The sequence below is a fragment of the Pseudomonas sp. AF32 genome, from assembly GCF_022342325.2.
GTDB classification, from domain to species: Bacteria; Pseudomonadota; Gammaproteobacteria; order Pseudomonadales; family Pseudomonadaceae; genus Aquipseudomonas; species Aquipseudomonas uvaldensis.
On sequence record NZ_RQJK02000002.1, the window covers coordinates 251,726 to 270,817 of the forward strand.

The 19,092-nt window shown below is 61.8% G+C and carries 21 protein-coding genes; 11 read left to right on the top strand and 10 right to left on the bottom strand.

The features are described from left to right. The first annotated feature begins 9 nt into the window (after window positions 1-9). On the top strand, window positions 10-333 hold the full coding sequence (locus EGM97_RS03375; RefSeq protein WP_053148260.1) for a DUF3392 domain-containing protein: 324 nt from the start codon (window positions 10-12) through the stop codon (window positions 331-333). A gap of 145 nt (window positions 334-478) precedes the next feature. On the opposite strand, the gene trmB is transcribed toward EGM97_RS03375, so the two are convergent. The 4 genes from trmB to EGM97_RS03395 form a co-directional block, all read right to left on the bottom strand. Beyond that, window positions 479-1,204, bottom strand: a complete 726-nt coding sequence (gene trmB / locus EGM97_RS03380) for a tRNA (guanosine(46)-N7)-methyltransferase TrmB (protein ID WP_053148261.1) — start codon at window positions 1,202-1,204, stop codon at window positions 479-481. A gap of 9 nt (window positions 1,205-1,213) precedes the next feature. Beyond that, a complete protein-coding gene (locus tag EGM97_RS03385; protein ID WP_053148263.1) occupies window positions 1,214-2,008 on the bottom strand; it encodes a thiazole synthase in 795 nt (264 codons plus the stop codon). Between the two features lie 54 nt (window positions 2,009-2,062). After that, window positions 2,063-2,263 (bottom strand): sulfur carrier protein ThiS, encoded by a 201-nt coding sequence (gene thiS, locus EGM97_RS03390; RefSeq protein ID WP_053149652.1) that lies wholly within the window; start codon window positions 2,261-2,263, stop codon window positions 2,063-2,065. Window positions 2,264-2,360: 97 nt separating this feature from the next. Continuing rightward, complete coding sequence (locus EGM97_RS03395; protein WP_238960697.1) at window positions 2,361-2,741, bottom strand: DUF423 domain-containing protein; 381 nt, start codon at window positions 2,739-2,741, stop codon at window positions 2,361-2,363. A 74-nt stretch (window positions 2,742-2,815) separates the two neighbouring features. Here EGM97_RS03395 and mtgA point away from each other — a divergent pair, with 74 nt between their 5' ends. Further along, the gene (gene mtgA / locus EGM97_RS03400) at window positions 2,816-3,538 is read left to right on the top strand and encodes a monofunctional biosynthetic peptidoglycan transglycosylase (protein WP_238960696.1); all 723 of its coding nucleotides are present in this window, start codon (window positions 2,816-2,818) and stop codon (window positions 3,536-3,538) included. Between the two features lie 122 nt (window positions 3,539-3,660). On the opposite strand, the gene rpoH is transcribed toward mtgA, so the two are convergent. The 4 genes from rpoH to ftsY all read right to left on the bottom strand — a co-directional run bounded on the left by rpoH (window position 3,661) and on the right by ftsY (window position 7,715). Next, the gene (rpoH, locus tag EGM97_RS03405; RefSeq protein ID WP_053148269.1) at window positions 3,661-4,515 is read right to left on the bottom strand and encodes an RNA polymerase sigma factor RpoH; all 855 of its coding nucleotides are present in this window, start codon (window positions 4,513-4,515) and stop codon (window positions 3,661-3,663) included. 112 nt (window positions 4,516-4,627) lie between these two features. After that, the gene (gene ftsX, locus EGM97_RS03410) at window positions 4,628-5,647 is read right to left on the bottom strand and encodes a permease-like cell division protein FtsX (protein ID WP_238960695.1); all 1,020 of its coding nucleotides are present in this window, start codon (window positions 5,645-5,647) and stop codon (window positions 4,628-4,630) included. Beyond that, a complete protein-coding gene (gene ftsE, locus EGM97_RS03415) occupies window positions 5,644-6,315 on the bottom strand; it encodes a cell division ATP-binding protein FtsE (RefSeq protein WP_053148274.1) in 672 nt (223 codons plus the stop codon). The genes ftsX and ftsE overlap by 4 nt, the downstream gene beginning before the upstream one ends. Continuing rightward, window positions 6,312-7,715: a signal recognition particle-docking protein FtsY gene (gene ftsY / locus EGM97_RS03420; RefSeq protein WP_238960694.1), complete on the bottom strand. Its 1,404-nt coding sequence runs from the start codon at window positions 7,713-7,715 to the stop codon at window positions 6,312-6,314. Before ftsY ends, ftsE begins: the two co-directional genes overlap by 4 nt. A gap of 333 nt (window positions 7,716-8,048) precedes the next feature. Between ftsY and EGM97_RS03425 the strand changes: the two genes are divergently transcribed. The 4 genes from EGM97_RS03425 to EGM97_RS03440 are packed head-to-tail and all read left to right on the top strand — an operon-like array spanning window position 8,049 to window position 12,525. Continuing rightward, the gene (locus tag EGM97_RS03425) at window positions 8,049-9,404 is read left to right on the top strand and encodes a M16 family metallopeptidase (RefSeq protein ID WP_238960693.1); all 1,356 of its coding nucleotides are present in this window, start codon (window positions 8,049-8,051) and stop codon (window positions 9,402-9,404) included. After that, window positions 9,397-10,887 (top strand): M16 family metallopeptidase, encoded by a 1,491-nt coding sequence (locus EGM97_RS03430; RefSeq protein WP_238960692.1) that lies wholly within the window; start codon window positions 9,397-9,399, stop codon window positions 10,885-10,887. Before EGM97_RS03425 ends, EGM97_RS03430 begins: the two co-directional genes overlap by 8 nt. After that, window positions 10,887-11,498 carry a 16S rRNA (guanine(966)-N(2))-methyltransferase RsmD gene (gene rsmD, locus EGM97_RS03435; RefSeq protein ID WP_238960691.1) on the top strand — a complete coding sequence of 204 codons (612 nt, stop codon included), beginning with the start codon at window positions 10,887-10,889 and terminating at the stop codon, window positions 11,496-11,498. Before EGM97_RS03430 ends, rsmD begins: the two co-directional genes overlap by 1 nt. 31 nt (window positions 11,499-11,529) lie before the next feature. Further along, window positions 11,530-12,525, top strand: a complete 996-nt coding sequence (locus EGM97_RS03440) for a hydrolase (RefSeq protein WP_238960690.1) — start codon at window positions 11,530-11,532, stop codon at window positions 12,523-12,525. A gap of 42 nt (window positions 12,526-12,567) precedes the next feature. Here EGM97_RS03440 and EGM97_RS03445 read toward each other — a convergent pair whose 3' ends face one another. Together EGM97_RS03445 and EGM97_RS03450 are read right to left on the bottom strand one after the other, a co-directional pair. Continuing rightward, window positions 12,568-13,422, bottom strand: coding sequence for a sulfurtransferase (locus EGM97_RS03445; RefSeq protein WP_238960689.1), 855 nt, complete (start codon window positions 13,420-13,422; stop codon window positions 12,568-12,570). 35 nt (window positions 13,423-13,457) lie between these two features. Continuing rightward, window positions 13,458-14,129: a TetR/AcrR family transcriptional regulator gene (locus EGM97_RS03450; protein ID WP_053148287.1), complete on the bottom strand. Its 672-nt coding sequence runs from the start codon at window positions 14,127-14,129 to the stop codon at window positions 13,458-13,460. 149 nt (window positions 14,130-14,278) lie between these two features. On the opposite strand from EGM97_RS03450, the gene EGM97_RS03455 reads away from it, so the two are divergent. The 5 genes from EGM97_RS03455 to EGM97_RS03475 all read left to right on the top strand — a co-directional run bounded on the left by EGM97_RS03455 (window position 14,279) and on the right by EGM97_RS03475 (window position 19,009). Then, window positions 14,279-15,709 carry a coniferyl aldehyde dehydrogenase gene (locus EGM97_RS03455; protein ID WP_238960688.1) on the top strand — a complete coding sequence of 477 codons (1,431 nt, stop codon included), beginning with the start codon at window positions 14,279-14,281 and terminating at the stop codon, window positions 15,707-15,709. 27 nt (window positions 15,710-15,736) lie between these two features. After that, complete coding sequence (locus tag EGM97_RS03460) at window positions 15,737-16,270, top strand: twin-arginine translocation pathway signal protein (protein ID WP_238960687.1); 534 nt, start codon at window positions 15,737-15,739, stop codon at window positions 16,268-16,270. Window positions 16,271-16,421: 151 nt separating this feature from the next. Next, window positions 16,422-18,017 (top strand): GMC family oxidoreductase, encoded by a 1,596-nt coding sequence (locus tag EGM97_RS03465; protein WP_238960686.1) that lies wholly within the window; start codon window positions 16,422-16,424, stop codon window positions 18,015-18,017. A 115-nt stretch (window positions 18,018-18,132) separates the two neighbouring features. Then, window positions 18,133-18,612: a pantetheine-phosphate adenylyltransferase gene (coaD, locus tag EGM97_RS03470; protein WP_053148295.1), complete on the top strand. Its 480-nt coding sequence runs from the start codon at window positions 18,133-18,135 to the stop codon at window positions 18,610-18,612. Between the two features lie 145 nt (window positions 18,613-18,757). Continuing rightward, on the top strand, window positions 18,758-19,009 hold the full coding sequence (locus tag EGM97_RS03475) for a YfhL family 4Fe-4S dicluster ferredoxin (protein WP_003249063.1): 252 nt from the start codon (window positions 18,758-18,760) through the stop codon (window positions 19,007-19,009). Window positions 19,010-19,092 lie beyond the last annotated feature (83 nt).

Genomic DNA, 19,092 nt, shown 5'->3' on the forward strand with positions numbered 1-19,092 from the left:
GGAAATCGAATGGATCTGGTACTCGACCTGCTCGCCACCGTGTCCCGCTGGAGCCGCAGCAACCTGTCGGAAATTTCCCTCGCATTGGTAGGCTGCCTGCTGGTGCTGTTTGGTGCGGATATCAAGGGTTGGATCGAGCAACGCCTGGGTAGCATCGCCGGTGCCCTGCGCGTCCCCTTGATCGCCCTGCTGTGCATGATCGGCAGCGGCGCGGCCCTGATCTACGCCACGCCGTGGGTGGTCCGCGGGTTGAGCCAGTTCAACAACTACAGCCTGGCGCCGGTATTGTTGGTGGTGCTGGTGTTGATTGGGGTGGTGGCGGATCGGCGCTGATCCGAAGGATCACCAAAAACAAATGTGGGAGCGAGCCTGCTCGCGATGAGGCCATCACATCCAACAATGATGTTGACTGTCAGGCCGCCATCGCGAGCAAGCTCGCTCCCACAGAGGATCCCATTGCAACAGGATCTTTTGTTAATTACGCCAACTTCTCGAACTTCAAATCCCAAACCCCATGCCCGAGCTTTTCGCCCCGGCGTTCGAACTTGGTGATCGGCCGCTCGGCCGGACGGGGGATGTATTTGCCGTCTTCGGCCAGGTTGCGGTAACCCGGCGCGACATTCATGACTTCCAGCATGTACTCGGCATAGGGCTCCCAGTCGGTGGCCATGTGCAGTACACCGCCGACCTTCAATTTGCTGCGCACCAGCTCGGCGAATGAGGCCTGGACGATACGGCGCTTGTGGTGACGGCTCTTGTGCCAAGGGTCTGGAAAGAACAGCATCAGCCGGTCGAGGCTGTTATCGGCCACACAACGGTTGAGGACTTCGATGGCGTCGCAATCGTAGACCCGCAGGTTGGTCAGCCCCTGGGTGAGCACGCCGTTGAGCAACGCGCCGACACCGGGCCGGTGCACTTCCACGCCGATGAAATCCTGGTCCGGCGAGGCGGCGGCCATTTCCAGCAGCGAATGCCCCATGCCAAAGCCGATTTCCAGCGAGCGCGGGGCCGAGCGGCCGAACACCTGGTCGAAATCCACCGGGCCATCGGCCAGCGGCAGGACGAACAGCGGTGCGCCCTGCTCCAGGCCACGCTGCTGGCCTTCGGTCATGCGCCCGGCGCGCATCACGAAACTCTTGATGCGGCGGTGCTGGCGCTCTTCGCCTTCTTCCGGCAGGACAGGCGTGTCGTTCGATTCAGTCATCAATAACTCTTACTTGATCAGACCATCCAGCGGCGAGGAGGCGCTGGCGTAAAGTTTTTTCGGCATGCGGCCGGCGAGGTACGCCAGGCGGCCGGCCACAATGGCGTGCTTCATGGCTTCGGCCATCAGCACCGGTTGCTGAGCGTGGGCGATGGCGGAGTTCATCAACACGGCTTCGCAACCCAGCTCCATGGCGATGGTGGCGTCGGAGGCGGTGCCGACACCGGCATCCACCAACACCGGAATCCTGGCTTCTTCCAGGATGATCTGCAGGTTGTAGGGGTTGCAGATCCCCAGGCCCGTACCGATCAGGCCGGCCAGCGGCATCACCGCGATGCAACCGATTTCCGCCAATTGACGGGCAATGATCGGGTCATCGCTGGTATACACCATCACGTCAAAACCTTCCTTGACCAGGGTTTCGGCGGCCTTGAGGGTTTCGATCACATTGGGGAACAGGGTTTTCTGGTCCGCCAGCACCTCCAGCTTCACCAGGTTGTGACCATCGAGCAGTTCACGGGCCAAGCGGCAGGTGCGCACGGCTTCGACGGCATCGAAGCAGCCGGCGGTGTTGGGCAGGATGGTGTAGCGATCCGGCGGCAGGATATCCAGCAGGTTCGGTTCGCCCGGGTTCTGGCCGATATTGGTCCGGCGCACGGCCACGGTCACGATTTCGGCGCCCGAGGCTTCGATGGCCAGGCGGGTTTCTTCCATATCGCGATATTTGCCGGTGCCTACCAGCAAGCGCGACTGGTAGGTACGACCGGCCAGGACGAAGGGCTTGTCGCTACGAACGATGCTCATGGGAAATCCTCTGTAGGGGTGAGGTTCTTGCGAAATGCTGTGAAGCCGCCGTGATCAGCCGCCGCCGATGGCATGGACCACTTCGACGCTGTCACCGTCGTTCAGCGTGGTGTCGGCATGCTGGCTGCGCGGGACGATATCCAGATTGAGCTCCACCGCGACGCGACGTCCGGCGAGATCCAGACGGGTCAGCAGGGCCGCAACGGTTTCACCGTCGGGCAGTTCAAAGGGTTCGCCGTTCAACTGAATGCGCATGCCGCATGCCGCCATCATTTTTAGGGGCTGGCATTCTAGCCCGATCCGTCAGGGCGACCCAAGTCCCTTGGTCAGGGAGCCCTGCAAGCGGCAGGATTCAAGCGGCAAGTTGAAGCCGCCAGGCCGCAAGCCCCAGGCAGAGCCAGCCGATCAGGAACGCTACGCCACCGAACGGGGTGATGATGCCGAGTTTGCTGATCCCCGTCAGCGTGAGCAGGTACAGGCTGCCGGAGAACAGGACGATGCCGACCACGAATGAGATTCCGGCCCAGGTCACGATCCGACCCGGAATATGCGTCGCCAGCAGCGCAACGCCCAGCAGTGCCAGCGTATGCACCAGTTGATAAGTAACCCCGGTGTGGAAAATCGCCAGGTATTCGGCGCTGAGACGATTTTTCAGGCCATGGGCGGCAAATGCCCCCAGCGCCACGCCTGTGAAGCCGAAGAAAGCGGCCAGCATCAGAAAGTTACGCAGCATGAGAACTCCAGTCAGACTCGGTGGGCAGGGTCTGTATAATGGCCCGCTCGACCGGTTCGGCCAAGCTTATCCCTATGCTGCGTTCATTACTTCGACGATTCGTTAAAGCCTCGCTCTGGTTCGCCATCGGCAGCGTTGTGCTGGTGCTGTTGTTTCGCGTGGTGCCGCCACCGTTCACCGCGCTGATGATCGAACGCAAGGTCGAATCCTGGTTTGGCGGGGAACCGATTGACCTGCAGCGCACCTGGCAACCCTGGGATCAGATTTCCGACAACCTCAAAGTCGCGGTCATCGCCGGCGAGGACCAGAAATTCCCTGAACACTGGGGTTTCGACATCAGCGCGATTCAGGCCGCATTTGCCCACAACGGGCGCGGCGGTTCGATTCGCGGTGCCAGCACCCTCAGCCAGCAAGTGTCCAAGAACCTGTTCCTGTGGTCGGGTCGCAGTTGGCTGCGCAAGGGGCTGGAAGCGTGGTTCACCGCCCTGATCGAGGTGTTCTGGCCCAAGCAGCGGATCCTCGAGGTGTACCTCAACAGTGTCGAGTGGGATAGCGGCGTGTTCGGCGCCGAAGCCGCGGCGCGACATCATTTCCGCGTCGGCGCCGACGCACTGTCCCGCCAACAGGCGAGCCTGCTGGCGGCAGTCTTGCCCAATCCCCGTAAATGGAGCGCCAGTCGGCCAAGTCCTTATGTACTGCGGCGGGCGAGCTGGATTCGTCAGCAGATGAGCCAGTTGGGTGGAGACAGCTATCTGCTGGGGCTGAACCATGCACGCCGGGCGCCTTGGGCCCAGTAGCCACAACGTCATAGACTCTTTATGGAAGATTCCTTGTGGGTCGGCAGTGGAGTCAAATGTCGGGCACAAACAAAAACGCCCCGATCATCGCTGATCGGGGCGTTTTTTGTCGTTACTGCCAGTCAGGCCGCAATCGACACCTTGAGCTTGTTCATCGCGCTTTTCTCAAGCTGGCGAATCCGCTCGGCCGACACGTTGTACTTCTGCGCCAGGTCGTGCAGCGTGGCTTTTTCCTCGGCCAGCCAGCGCTGGTAGAGAATATCGCGGCTACGCTCGTCCAGCACTTCCAGGGCTTCGTGCAGGTTGGTGTTGGAGTTATCGCTCCAGTCGGCGTCTTCCAGTTGACGCGCCGGGTCGTACCGGTGGTCTTCCAGGTAATTGGCCGGCGATTGGAAGGCACTGTCGTCGTCGGCTTCGGCAGCCGGGTCGAAGGCCATGTCCTGGCCGGTCAGCCGGCTTTCCATCTCGCGCACTTCCCGAGGCTCGACGCCCAGGCTTTCGGCGACGCGATTGACTTCGTCGTTGTTCAGCCAGGCCAGGCGCTTCTTCTGGCTGCGCAGGTTGAAGAACAACTTGCGCTGAGCCTTGGTGGTCGCGACTTTCACGATGCGCCAGTTGCGCAGGATGAACTCGTGGATTTCCGCCTTGATCCAGTGAACCGCGAACGACACCAGGCGAACGCCCATTTCCGGGTTGAAACGCTTGACCGCCTTCATCAGGCCAACGTTGCCTTCCTGGATCAGGTCGGCCTGGGCCAGCCCGTAGCCGGAATAGCTGCGGGCGATATGTACGACAAAACGCAGGTGGGCGAGCACCATTTGCCGAGCCGCCTCAAGATCCTGCTCATAGTAGAGACTCTCGGCCAGTTCACGCTCCTGCTCGGGTGTCAGCAAAGGGATGCTGTTCACCGTATGCACATAGGCCTCCAGGTTCGCACCCGGGACCAGAGCATACGCAGGTTGCAAAGAAGTGGTCATACGAAAAAACCTCCGACTCACATAACTCGTGCAGTTCAGCACTGCGAAAATTGACCGGGAACCCTGAAACTAGTTCCCACAAAAACTGAAAGGTCAATACGCGCAAAAAACACTATTTTGGCGCAAGCTCACGCAAGTGGCGTGCGACCGCAATCCATGCACCGATATAACCCAACAGCACCGCGCCAAGCAAGAGCGACAGACCGTCGGCGACCGGCACTCCGGCCAACGCGAAATCACTGCCGTACAAACCGGCCAGTCCCACCACCGCATCGTTCAGCCAGTCCAGGCCGAACGCCAATACGCCCCAGGACAGGATCCCGGCACCGAAGCCATACAGCGCGCCCATATAGAGGAAGGGCCTGCGCACATAACTGTCCGTGCCGCCGACGAGTTTAATCACTTCTATCTCGGTGCGGCGGTTTTCAATATGAAGACGAATGGTATTGCCTATCACCAAAAGTAATGCAGAAACCAGAAGCACCGTCAGACCGAAGACAAACCGGTCGCCGAGCTTGAGGATCGCCGCAAGACGCTCGACCCAGACTAGATCAAGTTGCGCCTGTTGTACCTTCGGAAGTTCGGAAAGTCTTTGTCTTAATGCTTCAAGGGTCGGCTTATCGACCTCCTTCGGCGTCACCAGGACCACGCCCGGCAGCGGGTTCTCCGGCAGTTCCCTGAGCGCCTCGCCCAGGCCGGACTGCTGCTGGAACTCCTCCAGTGCCTGTTCGCGGCCAATGTATTCGGCATCGGCAACGCCCGGCATGGCTTTGATCTGCTCGCGCAACGCCTCGCCCTCGGCCGGCGTCGCCTCCAGTTGCAGGTAAAGGGAAATCTGCGCCGCGCGCTGCCAGGAGCCCCCGAGACGCTCCACGTTGCTGAGTAATAATGACAGGCCCATCGGCAGGCTCAGGGCGACCGCCATGACCATGCAGGTAAAGAAACTGCCGATCGGCTGCTTGCCCAGGCGGCGAAGGCTGTCGAGCAGGCTGGCGCGATGGCTTTCAATCCAGGCATGCAACAACGTGGCGAAGTCCGGACCGTCGTCATCGTGCTTTTTCTTTTGCGGCGCAGGCTCGGAGGCTTTCGGAGCCACGCGCTCGGCCACTTTGGGGCTACGGGTTGCGCTCATACGCCAGCCTCCCCGTCACCGATCAGGCGGCCACGCTGCAAGGTGAGCATGCGATGGCGCATGCGCGCGATCAGGGCCAGGTCGTGACTGGCGATCAGCACACTGGTGCCCAAACGGTTGATGTCTTCGAATACGCCCATGATTTCCGCCGCCAGACGCGGGTCGAGGTTACCGGTGGGTTCGTCCGCCAGCAGCAAGGCCGGGCGGTGTACGATGGCGCGGGCGATGCCGACGCGCTGTTGCTGGCCGGTGGACAGGTCGCCGGGGTACAGCTCGGCCTTGTCCGACAAGGCCACGCGTTCCAGGGCCGAATCCACACGCTTGCTGATCTCGGCTTTGGACAACCCCAGGATCTGCAGCGGCAAGGCCACGTTATTGAACACAGTGCGATCGAACAGCAATTGGTGGTTCTGGAAAACCACGCCGATCTGCCGCCGCAGGAAAGGAATCTGGGCATTGCTGATGGTGCTCAGGTCCTGGCCGGCCAGCAGCAGCTTGCCGCTGGTGGGGCGCTCCATCGCCAGCAGCAGGCGCAGCAAGGTACTTTTACCGGCACCGGAATGGCCGGTGACAAACAGAAACTCCCCCCGACGCACCCGAAAGCTCAGTTCATGCAAGCCGACGTGACCGTTCGGGTAGCGTTTACCGACCTGTTCGAAACGAATCATGAATGCTCCCGCTCGGCAAACAGTGCCTGGACAAAGGGCTCGGCTTCAAAGGTGCGCAAGTCGTCGATGCCTTCGCCCACGCCGATGTAGCGGATAGGCAGGCCAAATTGCTTGGCCAGGGCGAAAATCACCCCGCCCTTGGCGGTGCCGTCGAGCTTGGTGAGGGCCAGGCCTGTCAGTTCGACGGTCTGGTTGAATTGCTTGGCCTGGTTAATGGCGTTCTGGCCAGTGCCGGCGTCCAGCACCAGCAGCACCTCATGGGGCGCGTCGGCATCGAGCTTGCCGATGACCCGTCGAACCTTTTTCAGTTCTTCCATCAGGTTGTCTTTAGTGTGCAGGCGACCGGCCGTATCGGCGATCAACACATCGATGCCACGGGCCTTGGCGGCCTGTACGGCGTCGAAGATCACCGAAGCGGAGTCGGCGCCGGTGTGCTGGGCGATCACCGGAATTTTGTTGCGCTCGCCCCAGACCTGCAACTGCTCGACCGCGGCGGCACGGAAGGTATCGCCGGCAGCGAGCATGACCTTCTTGCCTTCCAGTTGCAGCTTCTTCGCCAGTTTGCCAATGGTGGTGGTCTTGCCGGCGCCGTTGACGCCCACCACCAGAATCACGAACGGCTTGTTCTGCGCAGCGATCACCAATGGTTGTTCCACCGGCTTGAGCAGGTTGCCCAGCTCGCCTTGCAGGGACTTGTACAACGCGTCGGCATCGGTCAGCTGTTTACGGGCGACCTTCTGGGTCAGGTTCTGGATGATCAGCGACGTCGCCTCGACGCCGACGTCGGCGGTCAACAGTCGGGTTTCGATGTCGTCCAGCAATTCGTCATCGATGACTTTCTTGCCCAGGAACAGGCTGGCCATGCCTTCGCCGATACTGGCGCTGGTCTTGGACAGACCTTGCTTGAGGCGGGCGAAAAAACCGACCTTGCCTGGCTCGGGGGCGGGCATCGGCTCGTCGAGGACCGGTGCTTCAGGCGAAACGGGGCTCGGCTCCGGATCTGGCAGGGGGGCAGCGGATGCTTCAGCGACCGGCTCCACGACCGGGGCCGGGGCCGGGATTGGTGGCGTGATATGGGGTGCCTGCACATCTTCCACCAGCCCTACCGGCTCCTCCGCCACCGGCAGGGTCAGCCAGGGCGTTTGCCCGGCGGGGGGCGTCAGTGGCAGCTCGGCCACCGGCTCGGCAGCGGGCTCGGTCTGAGGCTCGACCGGTTGCAGCACCGGTTCGGCCAATGGCAGAACGATGGGCGCGGCTTCTTCGACCGCTGCCTCGGCGGCAGGCTCGGGTTGCGGTTGTTCGACGACGGTTTCCTGCGGCTTCTTGCGCAGCCATCCGAACAGGCCTTTTTTCTCGCCAGCCGCAGCTGGGGTCTTCTTGTCGTCGTTGGAACCAAACATGGAGGACGGCTATCTCACGGTAGCGACGCGCCACAAGGGCGCCTCGGTGATCAATATTCGATGCTGAACAGACTGCGTTTCATCCAGCTTGTTCACGTGCAACATTTTGTCCAAGTGTTCCAGGAACACCTCGACCTTGATTTTTTCGAAGGACTGGCAAGGCATCGTCGGCGAAAACGCCGCGATCAACGAGCCAAACCGACACTTCGTCGGTACGTCTACCCGACAAAAGGCCCGATAGGCGTGGCCGCCAGTAAAACGGACCAGTATCCTAGCACCCTCTCGCCCGCCGACGCTAAGACATGGCGGGCAACCCAACAGGTTTAAACACGAATGAATGCTCTCGCCCGCCGCGCCGCAGGCCTGCTGCTCAGCGCAGTCTGCCTGCCCTTTTCAGCCTTGGCTGCCGATCCACAACCGACTCATGAATTTACCCTGGACAACGGCCTGAAGGTCGTGGTGCGCGAAGATCACCGGGCGCCGGTGGTGGTTTCCCAGGTCTGGTACAAGGTCGGCTCCAGTTACGAAACACCGGGGCAGACCGGTTTGTCCCACGCCCTGGAGCACATGATGTTCAAGGGCAGTGAAAAAGTCGGACCAGGCGAAGCCTCGCTGATCCTGCGGGACCTGGGGGCCGAAGAGAACGCATTCACCAGCGATGACTTCACCGCGTATTACCAGGTGCTGGCCCGCGATCGCCTGGGCGTGGCCTTCGAACTGGAAGCCGATCGGATGGCCAGCCTGCGCCTGCCGCCGGAGGAGTTCAGTCGCGAGATCGAGGTCATCAAGGAAGAACGTCGGATGCGCACCGACGACAAACCGATGTCCAAGGCTTATGAGCGCTTCAAGGCCATGGCCTATCCGGCCAGCGGCTACCATACGCCCACCATCGGCTGGATGGCCGACCTGGACCGGATGAAAGTCGAGGAACTGCGTCACTGGTATGAGTCCTGGTACGCCCCGAACAACGCAACCCTGGTGGTGGTCGGCGACGTGACACCGGACGAGGTCAAGTCCCTGGCCCAGCGCTATTTCGGCCCGATTGCACGGCGCAACGTACCGGTGGCGAAAATCCCCCTGGAGCTGAGCGAACCCGGCGAGCGCCAGATCACCCTGCACGTACAGACCCAACTGCCCAGCGTCATGATGGCGTTCAATGTACCCGGCATCGCCACTGCAACCGACAAACGCTCGGTCAACGCGTTGCGGCTGATCTCGGCACTGCTGGACGGCGGCTATAGCGGACGGATCCCGACCCAGTTGGAGCGCGGCGAAGAGCTGGTTTCCGGCGGCTCGTCGAGCTACGACGCCTACACCCGGGGCGACACGCTGTTCACTTTGTCGGCGACCCCCAATACCCAGAAGAACAAGACCCTCGCCCAGGCCGAAGCGGGCTTGTGGCGCTTGCTTGAACAGCTGAAAACCACCCCGCCGACCGACGACGAACTGGAACGCGTCCGCGCCCAGGTCATTGCCGGCCTGGTGTATGAGCGCGATTCGATTACCAGCCAAGCCACCGCCATGGGCCAGCTGGAAACCGTCGGTTTGTCCTGGAAGCTGATGGACACCGAGCTCGCCGAACTGCAAAGCGTGACCGCGCAAGATATCCAGAAGGCAGCCCAGCTGTATTTCACCCGCTCGCGCCTGAGCGTCGCGCACGTCCTGCCCGAGGAGAAAGCCCATGAGTGAACGCAAACCATCCCGTCTGCTGCTGATCGGCGTGGTGTCGTTCGCCCTGATCGGCGCGCTGGCTTTTTATCTGTCGCCATCGAGCAGCACGGACGCCAGCCAGGCGTTGGACAACGCCAGGTCCGGTAAGAAGCTGCAGTCACTGGCCGAACTCGACGGCAAGGCACCAAGCCACCGTCAACTTGAAGTACAAACCTGGAAAACCGCCGACGGCGCCAAGGTATTGTTTGTCGAAGCCCGGGAACTGCCGATGTTCGACTTGCGCGTGACCTTCGCCGCCGGCAGCAGCCAGGATGGCGACGCGCCTGGCCTGGCGACGTTGACCAATGCCATGCTCAACGAAGGTGTGGCCGGCAAGGATGTCAGTGCCATTGCCCAGGGCTTCGAAAGCCTGGGCGCGGACTTCGGCAACGGCGCCTACCGGGACATGGCGCTGGTGTCGCTGCGCAGCCTCAGTGCAAAGGACAAGCGGGAGCCGGCCCTGAAGCTGTTCGCCGAAGTGGTCGGCAAACCGACTTTCCCCGCCGACTCCTTCGAACGCATCAAGAACCAGCTGCTGGCCGGTTTCGAGTATCAGAAGCAGAACCCCGGCAAACTGGCTGGCCTGGAACTGATGAAGCGTCTCTACGGCGATCACCCGTACGCCCACTCGAGTGACGGCACCGCCGAAAGCATTCCACCGATCACGCTGGCCCAGGCCCGTGCGTTTCACGCCAGGGCCTATGCCGCCGGCAACGCTGTGATTGCCCTCGTGGGGGACCTGTCCCGCGCTGAAGCCGAAGCGATTGCCAGCCAGGTGTCTGCCAGCTTGCCGAAAGGCCCTGCTCTGGCGAAAACACCGTCGCCGGTGGAACCGAAGGCGAGCACCACCCATATTGAATTCCCGTCCAAACAGACCAACCTGATGCTCGCGCAGCTGGGCATCGACCGTGACGATCCGGACTATGCCGCCGTGTCCCTGGGTAACCAGATCCTCGGCGGTGGCGGGTTCGGCACGCGGCTGATGACCGAGGTGCGGGAAAAACGCGGCCTGACCTACGGCGTGTACTCCGGCTTTACGCCGATGCAGGGTCGTGGCCCGTTCATGATCAACCTGCAGACCCGTGCCGAGATGAGCGAAGGCACGCTGAAACTGGTCCAGGACGTGTTTGCCGATTACCTCAGGGACGGCCCCACCCAGAAAGAACTCGACGATGCCAAGCGCGAACTGGCCGGCAGTTTCCCGCTGTCCACGGCCAGCAACGCGGATATCGTCGGCCAGCTCGGCGCCATGGGCTTCTATGATCTGCCACCCAGTTACCTCGAAGACTTCATGCGTCAGTCCCAGGCTCTTACGGTCGAACAGGTCAAGGCAGCGTTGAACAGGCATCTGAGCATCGACAAAATGGTCATCGTCACCGCCGGCCCGACCGTCCCGCAAAAACCGCTGCCAGCCCCCACAGACAAACCCACCGAGCAGCCGCTCGGGGTTCCGGAGCATTAATGGCCCGCCCATCGAATTCCAGCAAGAAACCCGTCCATAACGGGATCAACCAGCTACGCATCATCGGCGGGGAGTGGCGCAGCCGACGCCTGAGCTTTCCAGACGCGCCAGGCTTGCGTCCGACACCGGACCGGGTACGCGAAACCCTGTTCAACTGGCTGGCACCTTATGTGCCAGGCGCCCGGGTGTTGGATCCATTCGCCGGCAGCGGCGCCTTGTTCCTCGAAGCGCTGTCCCGCGGCGCGGCCATGGGCCAGGCGCTGGACGCCAGCAGCCTGGCCGTCTCGAGTCTGAAGGAGCACCTGGGCACCCTGCGCTGCACCGTCGGCCAGGTGCAGACGGCCGACGCATTGCGTTACCTGGAAAGCCAACCGGGCACGCCATTTGACCTGGTATTCCTCGACCCGCCGTTCAACCAGAACCTGCTGCCGACGGTATGCGCCCTGCTCGAAGAACGCCATTGGCTGGCCGAGGATGCCTGGGTCTACACTGAAAGCGAGACCGCTCCATCCACCCTCGGCTTGCCGGGGAACTGGCGCTTGCATCGCGAGCAGAAATCCGGGCGGGTGTATTACGCGTTGTGGCAACGCATGGCCGTTGCCGTTGGCTGAAAGGATGCTCGCTGCATCGAGAACAACAATAATGTCTGCCGTATCAGAACGATTCGTCCCGGCCCCGGGCTTGGGCAACCCGCACCTGCAAACCTTGTGGGGGCCGTTATGGCGCAAGACCCTCCCTATCGATCGCCAACGTGAACGCCTGTGGCTGGAGGACGGCGACTTCCTCGACCTCGACTGGCATGGTCCCCACAGGGCCGAGGCACCACTGGTACTGGTGCTTCACGGGTTGACCGGTTCCTCCAACTCACCCTACGTGGCCGGGCTGCAACAGGCCCTGGGACGCCAGGGGTGGGCCAGCGTCGCGCTGAACTGGCGCGGCTGCTCCGGCGAGCCGAACCTGCTGCCTCGCAGCTATCACTCGGGTGTCAGCGAAGACCTCGCCGCCGCTATCGTCCACGTGCGGGCTCGACGGCCATTGGCGCCTCTGTTCGCGGTGGGCTATTCGCTGGGGGGCAATGTGCTGCTCAAGCACCTGGGAGAGACCGGCAGAGACTGTCAGTTGCTGGGAGCGGTGGCGGTTTCCGTGCCGTTTCGCCTCGACCAGTGCGCCGACCGCATCGGTCAGGGCTTTTCCAGGTTTTATCAGGCGCACTTCATGCGGGAACTGGTGGCCTATGTGCGCAACAAACAACGCCAGTTCAAGCACGACGGGCGCCACGAAGGGCTGGCAGTGCTGTCGGCATTGGGCCCCCTGGAAAACATGCGCACGTTCTGGGACTTCGACGGCCGGGTAACAGCCCCCCTGCATGGGTTTTCCGACGCGTCGGATTACTACCGTCGGGCCTCAAGCCGGTATTTCATGGATGGGATCCGCACACCGACCCTGGTCATCCAGGCCGCCGACGATCCTTTCGTCTTTCCCCACAGCGTGCCCGAACCTGGCGAGTTGTCAGCTTCTACCCGACTCGAGCTGCATGCCCAGGGCGGGCATGTGGGGTTTGTCGAGGGAACCCTGCGCAACCCCGGGTATTACCTGGAGCGGCGCATACCTCAGTGGTTGGCCAGCCTGGGTCACTGATCAATACCCGGCTCGCCCCCACATTGGTCCTGGGCTTGGCGGCTATTCCCCCGTCGCAACGCCACGTTGTGGATCATTGATCCATTCGCTCCACGAGCCAGCGTATAACCGCCCTAACGGGTACCCCGCCAGGCACAAGGCGAACAGGTTATGGCATGCCGTCACACCGGAGCCGCAATAGGCCACCAGCTCGGTCGGTGAACGCCCGCCGAGTTTTTCAGCGAAACGTTCCTTGAGCCGATCCGCCGGCAGGAAGCGTCCATCACCGCCCAGGTTGTCAGTGAACGCCGCGCACTGCGCCCCCGGAATGTGGCCGGCCACCGGATCGATGGGTTCGACCTCCCCCTTGAATCGCGGCAACGCCCGGGCGTCCAGCAAGGTCATGTCCGAGCGACCGAGGCGTTGCTCAAGCTCCCGTGCGCCGAGCAGCAGGGCCGCGTCCGGTGAACCGCTGAAGGCCCCGCGTTGAACAACGGGTGGATCAAGGCTCAGGGGCAAACCGGCTGCATGCCAAGCCTTGAGCCCACCGTCGAGGATGTAGATACCATCGCGTTTGCCCAGCCAGACCAGCAGCCACCAGGCTCGGGCAGCGTAGGCGCCGGGGCCGTCGTCATACAGCACGATATCGCTGTCATGATTGATGCCCCAGGCCTGGAAGCGCTCGATCAAGGCGCTATGCTCCGGCAACGGATGACGCCCGGTCACGCCCTTGGTCACCGGACCGCTCAGGTCCCGTTCGAGGTCCGCGAACGAAGCCCCGGCGATATGCCCCTCGGCGTAACTGCGCTGACCGTAATCCGAATCCTCCAGGGCAAAGCGACAGTCCAGAATCACCAAACCGGGCTGTGTCCTCCTTTGCTCAAGGGCTTGAGGGCTGATGAGTTGCGCGATGGGCATGCTGAAGCTCCTTTGACTGAATCGAGGTCCGAATCCTACTGCCCTTCCTCCAGGGTCTGGGCCAGAGGGACGTAATACTCCTTGAACAATGCGTCCACCGCTTCGCGCGCCTCATCGGTCACGAAGCCGGCCTCCAGCACAAGTACCTGGTACACCCCCCGCTTGATAGCCTGTTCGCTCAGGTGGCTGGAGTTTTCTCGCGTGGTGCACAGAAACCGCACCCACGAGGTGAGGATGATCCAGGCGTTGAGCGTCAGGGACTCGATCTGTACCCGGTCCATCTTCAGGATGCCGGCGGCGACGAAACCTTCATAGATGGCGGTGCCGTGGATCAGACAGCGCTGGGAAAACCGACGATAGCGGGCGGCAAGGTCCGGATCGCTGTCGAGCAGGTGTTCAAGGTCCCGATGCAGGAAGCGGTAGCTCCACATCGCCGACAGCAGTTCCTGCAGGTAGAAACGCTTGTCCTCCACCGTAGCCGCCCGCCCCTGGGGCGGACGCAGGAAACTGTCCACCAGGTTTTCGTATTCGCTGAACAGCACGGCGATGATCGCCTGCTTGTTAGGGAAGTGGTAATAGAGATTGCCAGGGGACATGTCCATGTGGGCGGCAATGTGATTGGTGCTGACGCTGCGCTCGCCCTGCTGGTTGAACAGCTCGAGGCTGTTTTGCACGATGCGCTCGCTGGTTTTCATTCGTGTGGCCATGGCTTGGGCTTTACTTCGACGAAGGCATTGAACGGCATCTTACGATCTATCGTCTCCGGGACAAACCCAAAGCCGTAATGGATGTCATTTGACTTTTTAGAGCATAAGCTCTAAAAAACACCCACTCTAATAATAACCGGGGCCTGCCAATGTCTGCCGACGTCGCTTTTCTGCACGAATCCCAACGAAACCTGGATGAGCTGCAGTCGCTCTTCGATGCCCAGCGCCAGGCCTACGCCGCTCATCCGTTGCCACCCGCCGACCAGCGCCGACAGTGGCTCAAGGCACTGCGGCAGATATTGAGCGACGAACGACAGGCCTTGATCGACGCCATCAGTCAGGACTTCAGCCACCGTAGCGCCGACGAAACGCTGCTGGCGGAGCTGATGCCGAGCCTGCATGGCATCCATTACGCCAGCCGGCATCTGCAGGGTTGGATGAAACCTTCCCGACGCAAGGTAGGCATGGCCTTCCAGCCGGCCTCGGCCAAAGTGGTGTATCAGCCATTGGGCGTGGTCGGGATCATCGTGCCCTGGAATTACCCCTTGTTTCTGGCTATCGGACCGTTGGTCGGAGCGCTGTCGGCAGGCAACCGCGTGATGCTCAAGCTCAGCGAGGCGACGCCGGCGACCGGGTTACTGCTCAAGCAATTGCTGGCCCGGGTGTTCCCCCAGGACCTGGTGTGCGTGGTGCTCGGCGAGGCTGACGTCGGCGTGGCATTTTCCAGGTTGCCGTTCGATCACCTGCTGTTCACCGGTGCCACCAGCATCGGCCGGCATGTGATGCGTGCCGCCGCCGAGAACCTGACCCCCGTGACCCTCGAACTGGGCGGCAAATCACCGGCCATCGTATCCACCGACGTTCCCTTGAAGGACGCCGCCGAACGCATTGCCTTCGGCAAGATGCTCAACGCGGGGCAAACCTGCGTCGCACCGGACTACGTATTGGTGCCGCAGAACCGAGTCGGTGAATTCGTCGAGGCATATCGCGAAGCGGTTCGTGGGTTTTATCCGACCCTGGCTGATAACCCGGACTACACCGCAATCATCAACGAACGGCAGCTTGCACGGCTCAATGGCTATATCAGCGATGCCACCAGCAAGGGCGGGTTGCTGATCGAGCTGTTCGACCAAGGCCAGGGGCGGCGCATGGCCCACAGCCTGTTGCTCAATGTCAATGATGACATGACCGTCATGCAGGACGAGATCTTCGGCCCGCTGCTACCCATCGTGCCCTATGAGCACCTGGACCAGGCGTTTGCCTACATCAATCAGCGGCCGCGTCCGTTGGCGCTCTACTATTTCGGCTACAACAAGGCCGAACAGAGCCGCGTACTCAACGAGACCCATTCCGGCGGCGTCTGCCTGAACGACACACTGCTGCATGTGGCCCAGGATGACCTGCCCTTCGGCGGTATCGGCGCCTCGGGGATGGGGCATTACCACGGGCATGAGGGTTTCCTGACCTTCAGCAAGGCCAAGGGCGTGCTGACCAAACAGCGCTTCAACGCCGCCAGGTTGATTTACCCGCCTTACGGCAGACCGCTTCAGAAATTGATTCAGAAGCTGTTCATCCGCTAAAGCGCGTCTTGCCAGGTAATAACAACAATGACCCCAAGCCTGACCGATATACCCGTCCTGTCACGGCGCGGCCTGCTGAAATTCAGCGTCGGCGCCAGCCTTTTCCTGAGTGCCGCTGGCCTCGCCGGTTGCTCGCCAAGCCAACCGGGCCAGGGCCTGACGGCCGTGCGCGACAGCGATCTGCCATTTCTGCGTGCCGTTATTCCAGTGATGCTGGAAGGTGCGGTGGCCGTTGAGCAACTGCCCGCCGCTACGGCCGCCACCCTGCAAAGCCTGGACACGGGCTTGGCTCATCTTTCCCCGGCCATGCTCAAACTCGCCCACCAACTGTTCGACGTGCTCACGCTGGGCATCACCCGAGGGCCACTGACCGGCGTCTGGGGCACGTGGGAAAACGCCAGCGCCGATGACATCCGCCAGTTTCTCGATCGGTGGGAAAACAGCTCCCTGAACCTGCTTCGCCAGGGCCACTCCTCCTTGCTTCAAATGGTGATGATGGCCTGGTACAGCACGCCCGAGGCCTGGGCTCACTGCGGTTACCCGGGACCGCCTACCGTTTGAAAAAATTCAAGCAGGCCCCCTGTGGGAGCGAGCCTGCTCGCGATGGCGGTCCATCAGGCAACATCTGTATTGACTGACACACCGCTTTCGCGAGCAAGCCCGCTCCCACAAGGAGGTCTGCAAAAGTCCCTTACAACAAGAGAATCCTGAGATGCCCGTACCCGACCCGTTCCGCGAAGGCATGGCCCGCGGCTGGACCACCTACAACGGCGCGCAGTTGACCCAGGACCTGGTCCTGGAAGCGGATGTGGCGATCATCGGCAGCGGTGCGGGCGGCGGCACCACGGCGGAAATCCTCAGTGCCGCCGGCTACAAGGTCCTGCTGATCGAAGAGGGCCCGCTCAAGAGCAGCGACGACTTCAAGTTGCTCGAGGATCAGGCCTACACGAGCCTGTACCAGGAAGGCCTCGGGCGCATGAGCAAGGATGGAGCCATCACCATTCTTCAAGGGCGGGCGGTGGGTGGCACGACGTTGATCAACTGGACGTCCAGCTTTCGCACACCGGACCAGACCTTGGATCACTGGGCCTCGGAACACAACGTCCAGGGACACAGTCCCGCCGAAATGGCCCCCTGGTTCGAGCGCATGGAGCAGCGCCTGGGCGTGGCGCCGTGGTTGATCCCGCCCAATGCCAACAATGACGTGATCCGCAAAGGCTGTGAACGGCTGGGCTACGGTTGGCACGTCATCCCGCGCAACGTGCGGGGCTGCTGGAACCTGGGCTATTGCGGCATGGGCTGCCCCACCAATGCCAAGCAGTCCATGCTGGTGACGACCATTCCGGCCACGCTGGACAAGGGTGGCGCGCTGCTCTACCTGGCGCGGGCTGAACGCCTGACGCTACACAATGATGCGGTTGTCGATCTGCAATGCGTGGCAATGGACGAACGCTGCGTGGCGCCGACCGGGCGGCGCATTACCGTCAAGGCACGGCACTACGTACTGGCCGGCGGCGGCATCAACAGCCCGGCCTTGCTGTTACGCTCCGATGCACCAGACCCACACCAGCGCTTGGGCAAGCGTACCTTCCTGCATCTGGTGAATATCTCGGTCGGGCAGTTCGACGACGTCATCAATCCGTTCTACGGGGCGCCGCAGTCGGTCTATTCGGATCATTTCCAATGGCAGGACGGAACCACCGGCAAAATGTCCTACAAGCTTGAGGTCCCACCCTTGCATCCCGCCCTCGCCGCCACGTTGCTGGGCGGCTTCGGCCAGGAGAATGCCGGATATATGGCGCAACTGCCTCACACCCACGCCATGCTGGCCTTGCTGCGTGACGGTTTTCATCCAGACAGCCATGGCGGCAGCGTTGAATTGCGCAGCGACGGCACGCCGGTGCTCGATTATCCGGTATCGCCCTACGCATGGGACGGTGTGCGCCGGGCGTTCCACAGCATGGCCGAAATCCAGTTCGCCGCAGGCGCCCGGGCGGTCATGCCGGTCCACAGCGATGCGCGCTACGTAAAAACCCTGGCCGAAGTCCGGACGCTGATCGATGAACTGGACCTTTCCCTGTTCCGCACCCGCCTGAGCAGCGCGCACGTCATGGGCGGTTGTGCCATGGGGGAAGATCCTAGAATGGCCGTGACCGACAGTCTTGGCCGTCATCATCAGTTGAGTAACCTGTCGATCCACGACGGTTCACTGTTCCCCACCAGCATTGGCGCCAATCCGCAGTTATCGGTATATGGCCTGACGGCACAACTGGCGAATTCGCTGGCCGAACGGCTGAAAAACTCATGAATACCCGGATGATTCGTACCGTCTATAGTGCTTTCTTATCCCACAGCCGACTTGGCCGACCGAGTAGGCTGCGATACCATCCGACTCCCCAACGGACTCCCGCCAGGACGACGCGATGAACCGAGTGTTGTACCCAGGTACCTTCGACCCTATTACCAAGGGCCATGGCGATCTGGTCGAACGCGCCTCGCGCCTGTTCGATCATGTGATCATTGCCGTCGCCGCCAGCCCGAAGAAAAACCCGCTGTTCCCCCTGGAGCAACGCGTGGAACTGGCCCGCGAGGTCACTAGGCACCTGCCCAACGTGGAAGTAGTCGGCTTCTCGACGCTGCTGGCGCAATTTGCCAAGGAAAAGAACGCCAACGTGTTCCTGCGTGGGCTACGTGCCGTCTCGGATTTCGAATACGAATTCCAGCTGGCCAACATGAACCGCCAGTTGGCGCCTGACGTGGAAAGCCTTTTCCTGACGCCGTCGGAGCGCTACTCGTTCATTTCGTCGACTCTGGTGCGGGAAATCGCAGCCCTGGGCGGCGATATCAGCAAGTTCGTCCACCCGGTCGTGGCCGATGCGCTGACCCAGCGCTTCAAGAAGTAACCCGCTGGCTGCGACCCGCTTCGCAGCCGCGCCCTTGCCCCATGGTGCAGTCTATCGCGCCCGCGTGCACTGAGCCCGCCAATGCGGCACAATTGAGCACATCCGTTTTCAGATGCCCGGGCCCAACGCCCCGGCAGGAGCTTGCATGTCCCTGATCATCACCGACGATTGCATCAACTGCGACGTCTGCGAACCCGAGTGCCCGAACGAGGCGATTTCCCAAGGCGAAGAGATCTACGTCATCGATCCGAACCTGTGCACCCAGTGCGTCGGCCATTACGACGAACCCCAGTGCCAACAGGTCTGCCCGGTGGATTGCATCCCACTGGACGAAGCCCATCCGGAAACTGAAGAGCAGTTGATGGCCAAGTACCGCAGGATTACTGGCAAGGGTTGAGCCAGAAGGTTCTGTAGTGCCTGTACCGGCTCTATCGCGAGCAGGCTCGCTCCCCCAGGGATCTGCAGTGTCTGCAGAATTTG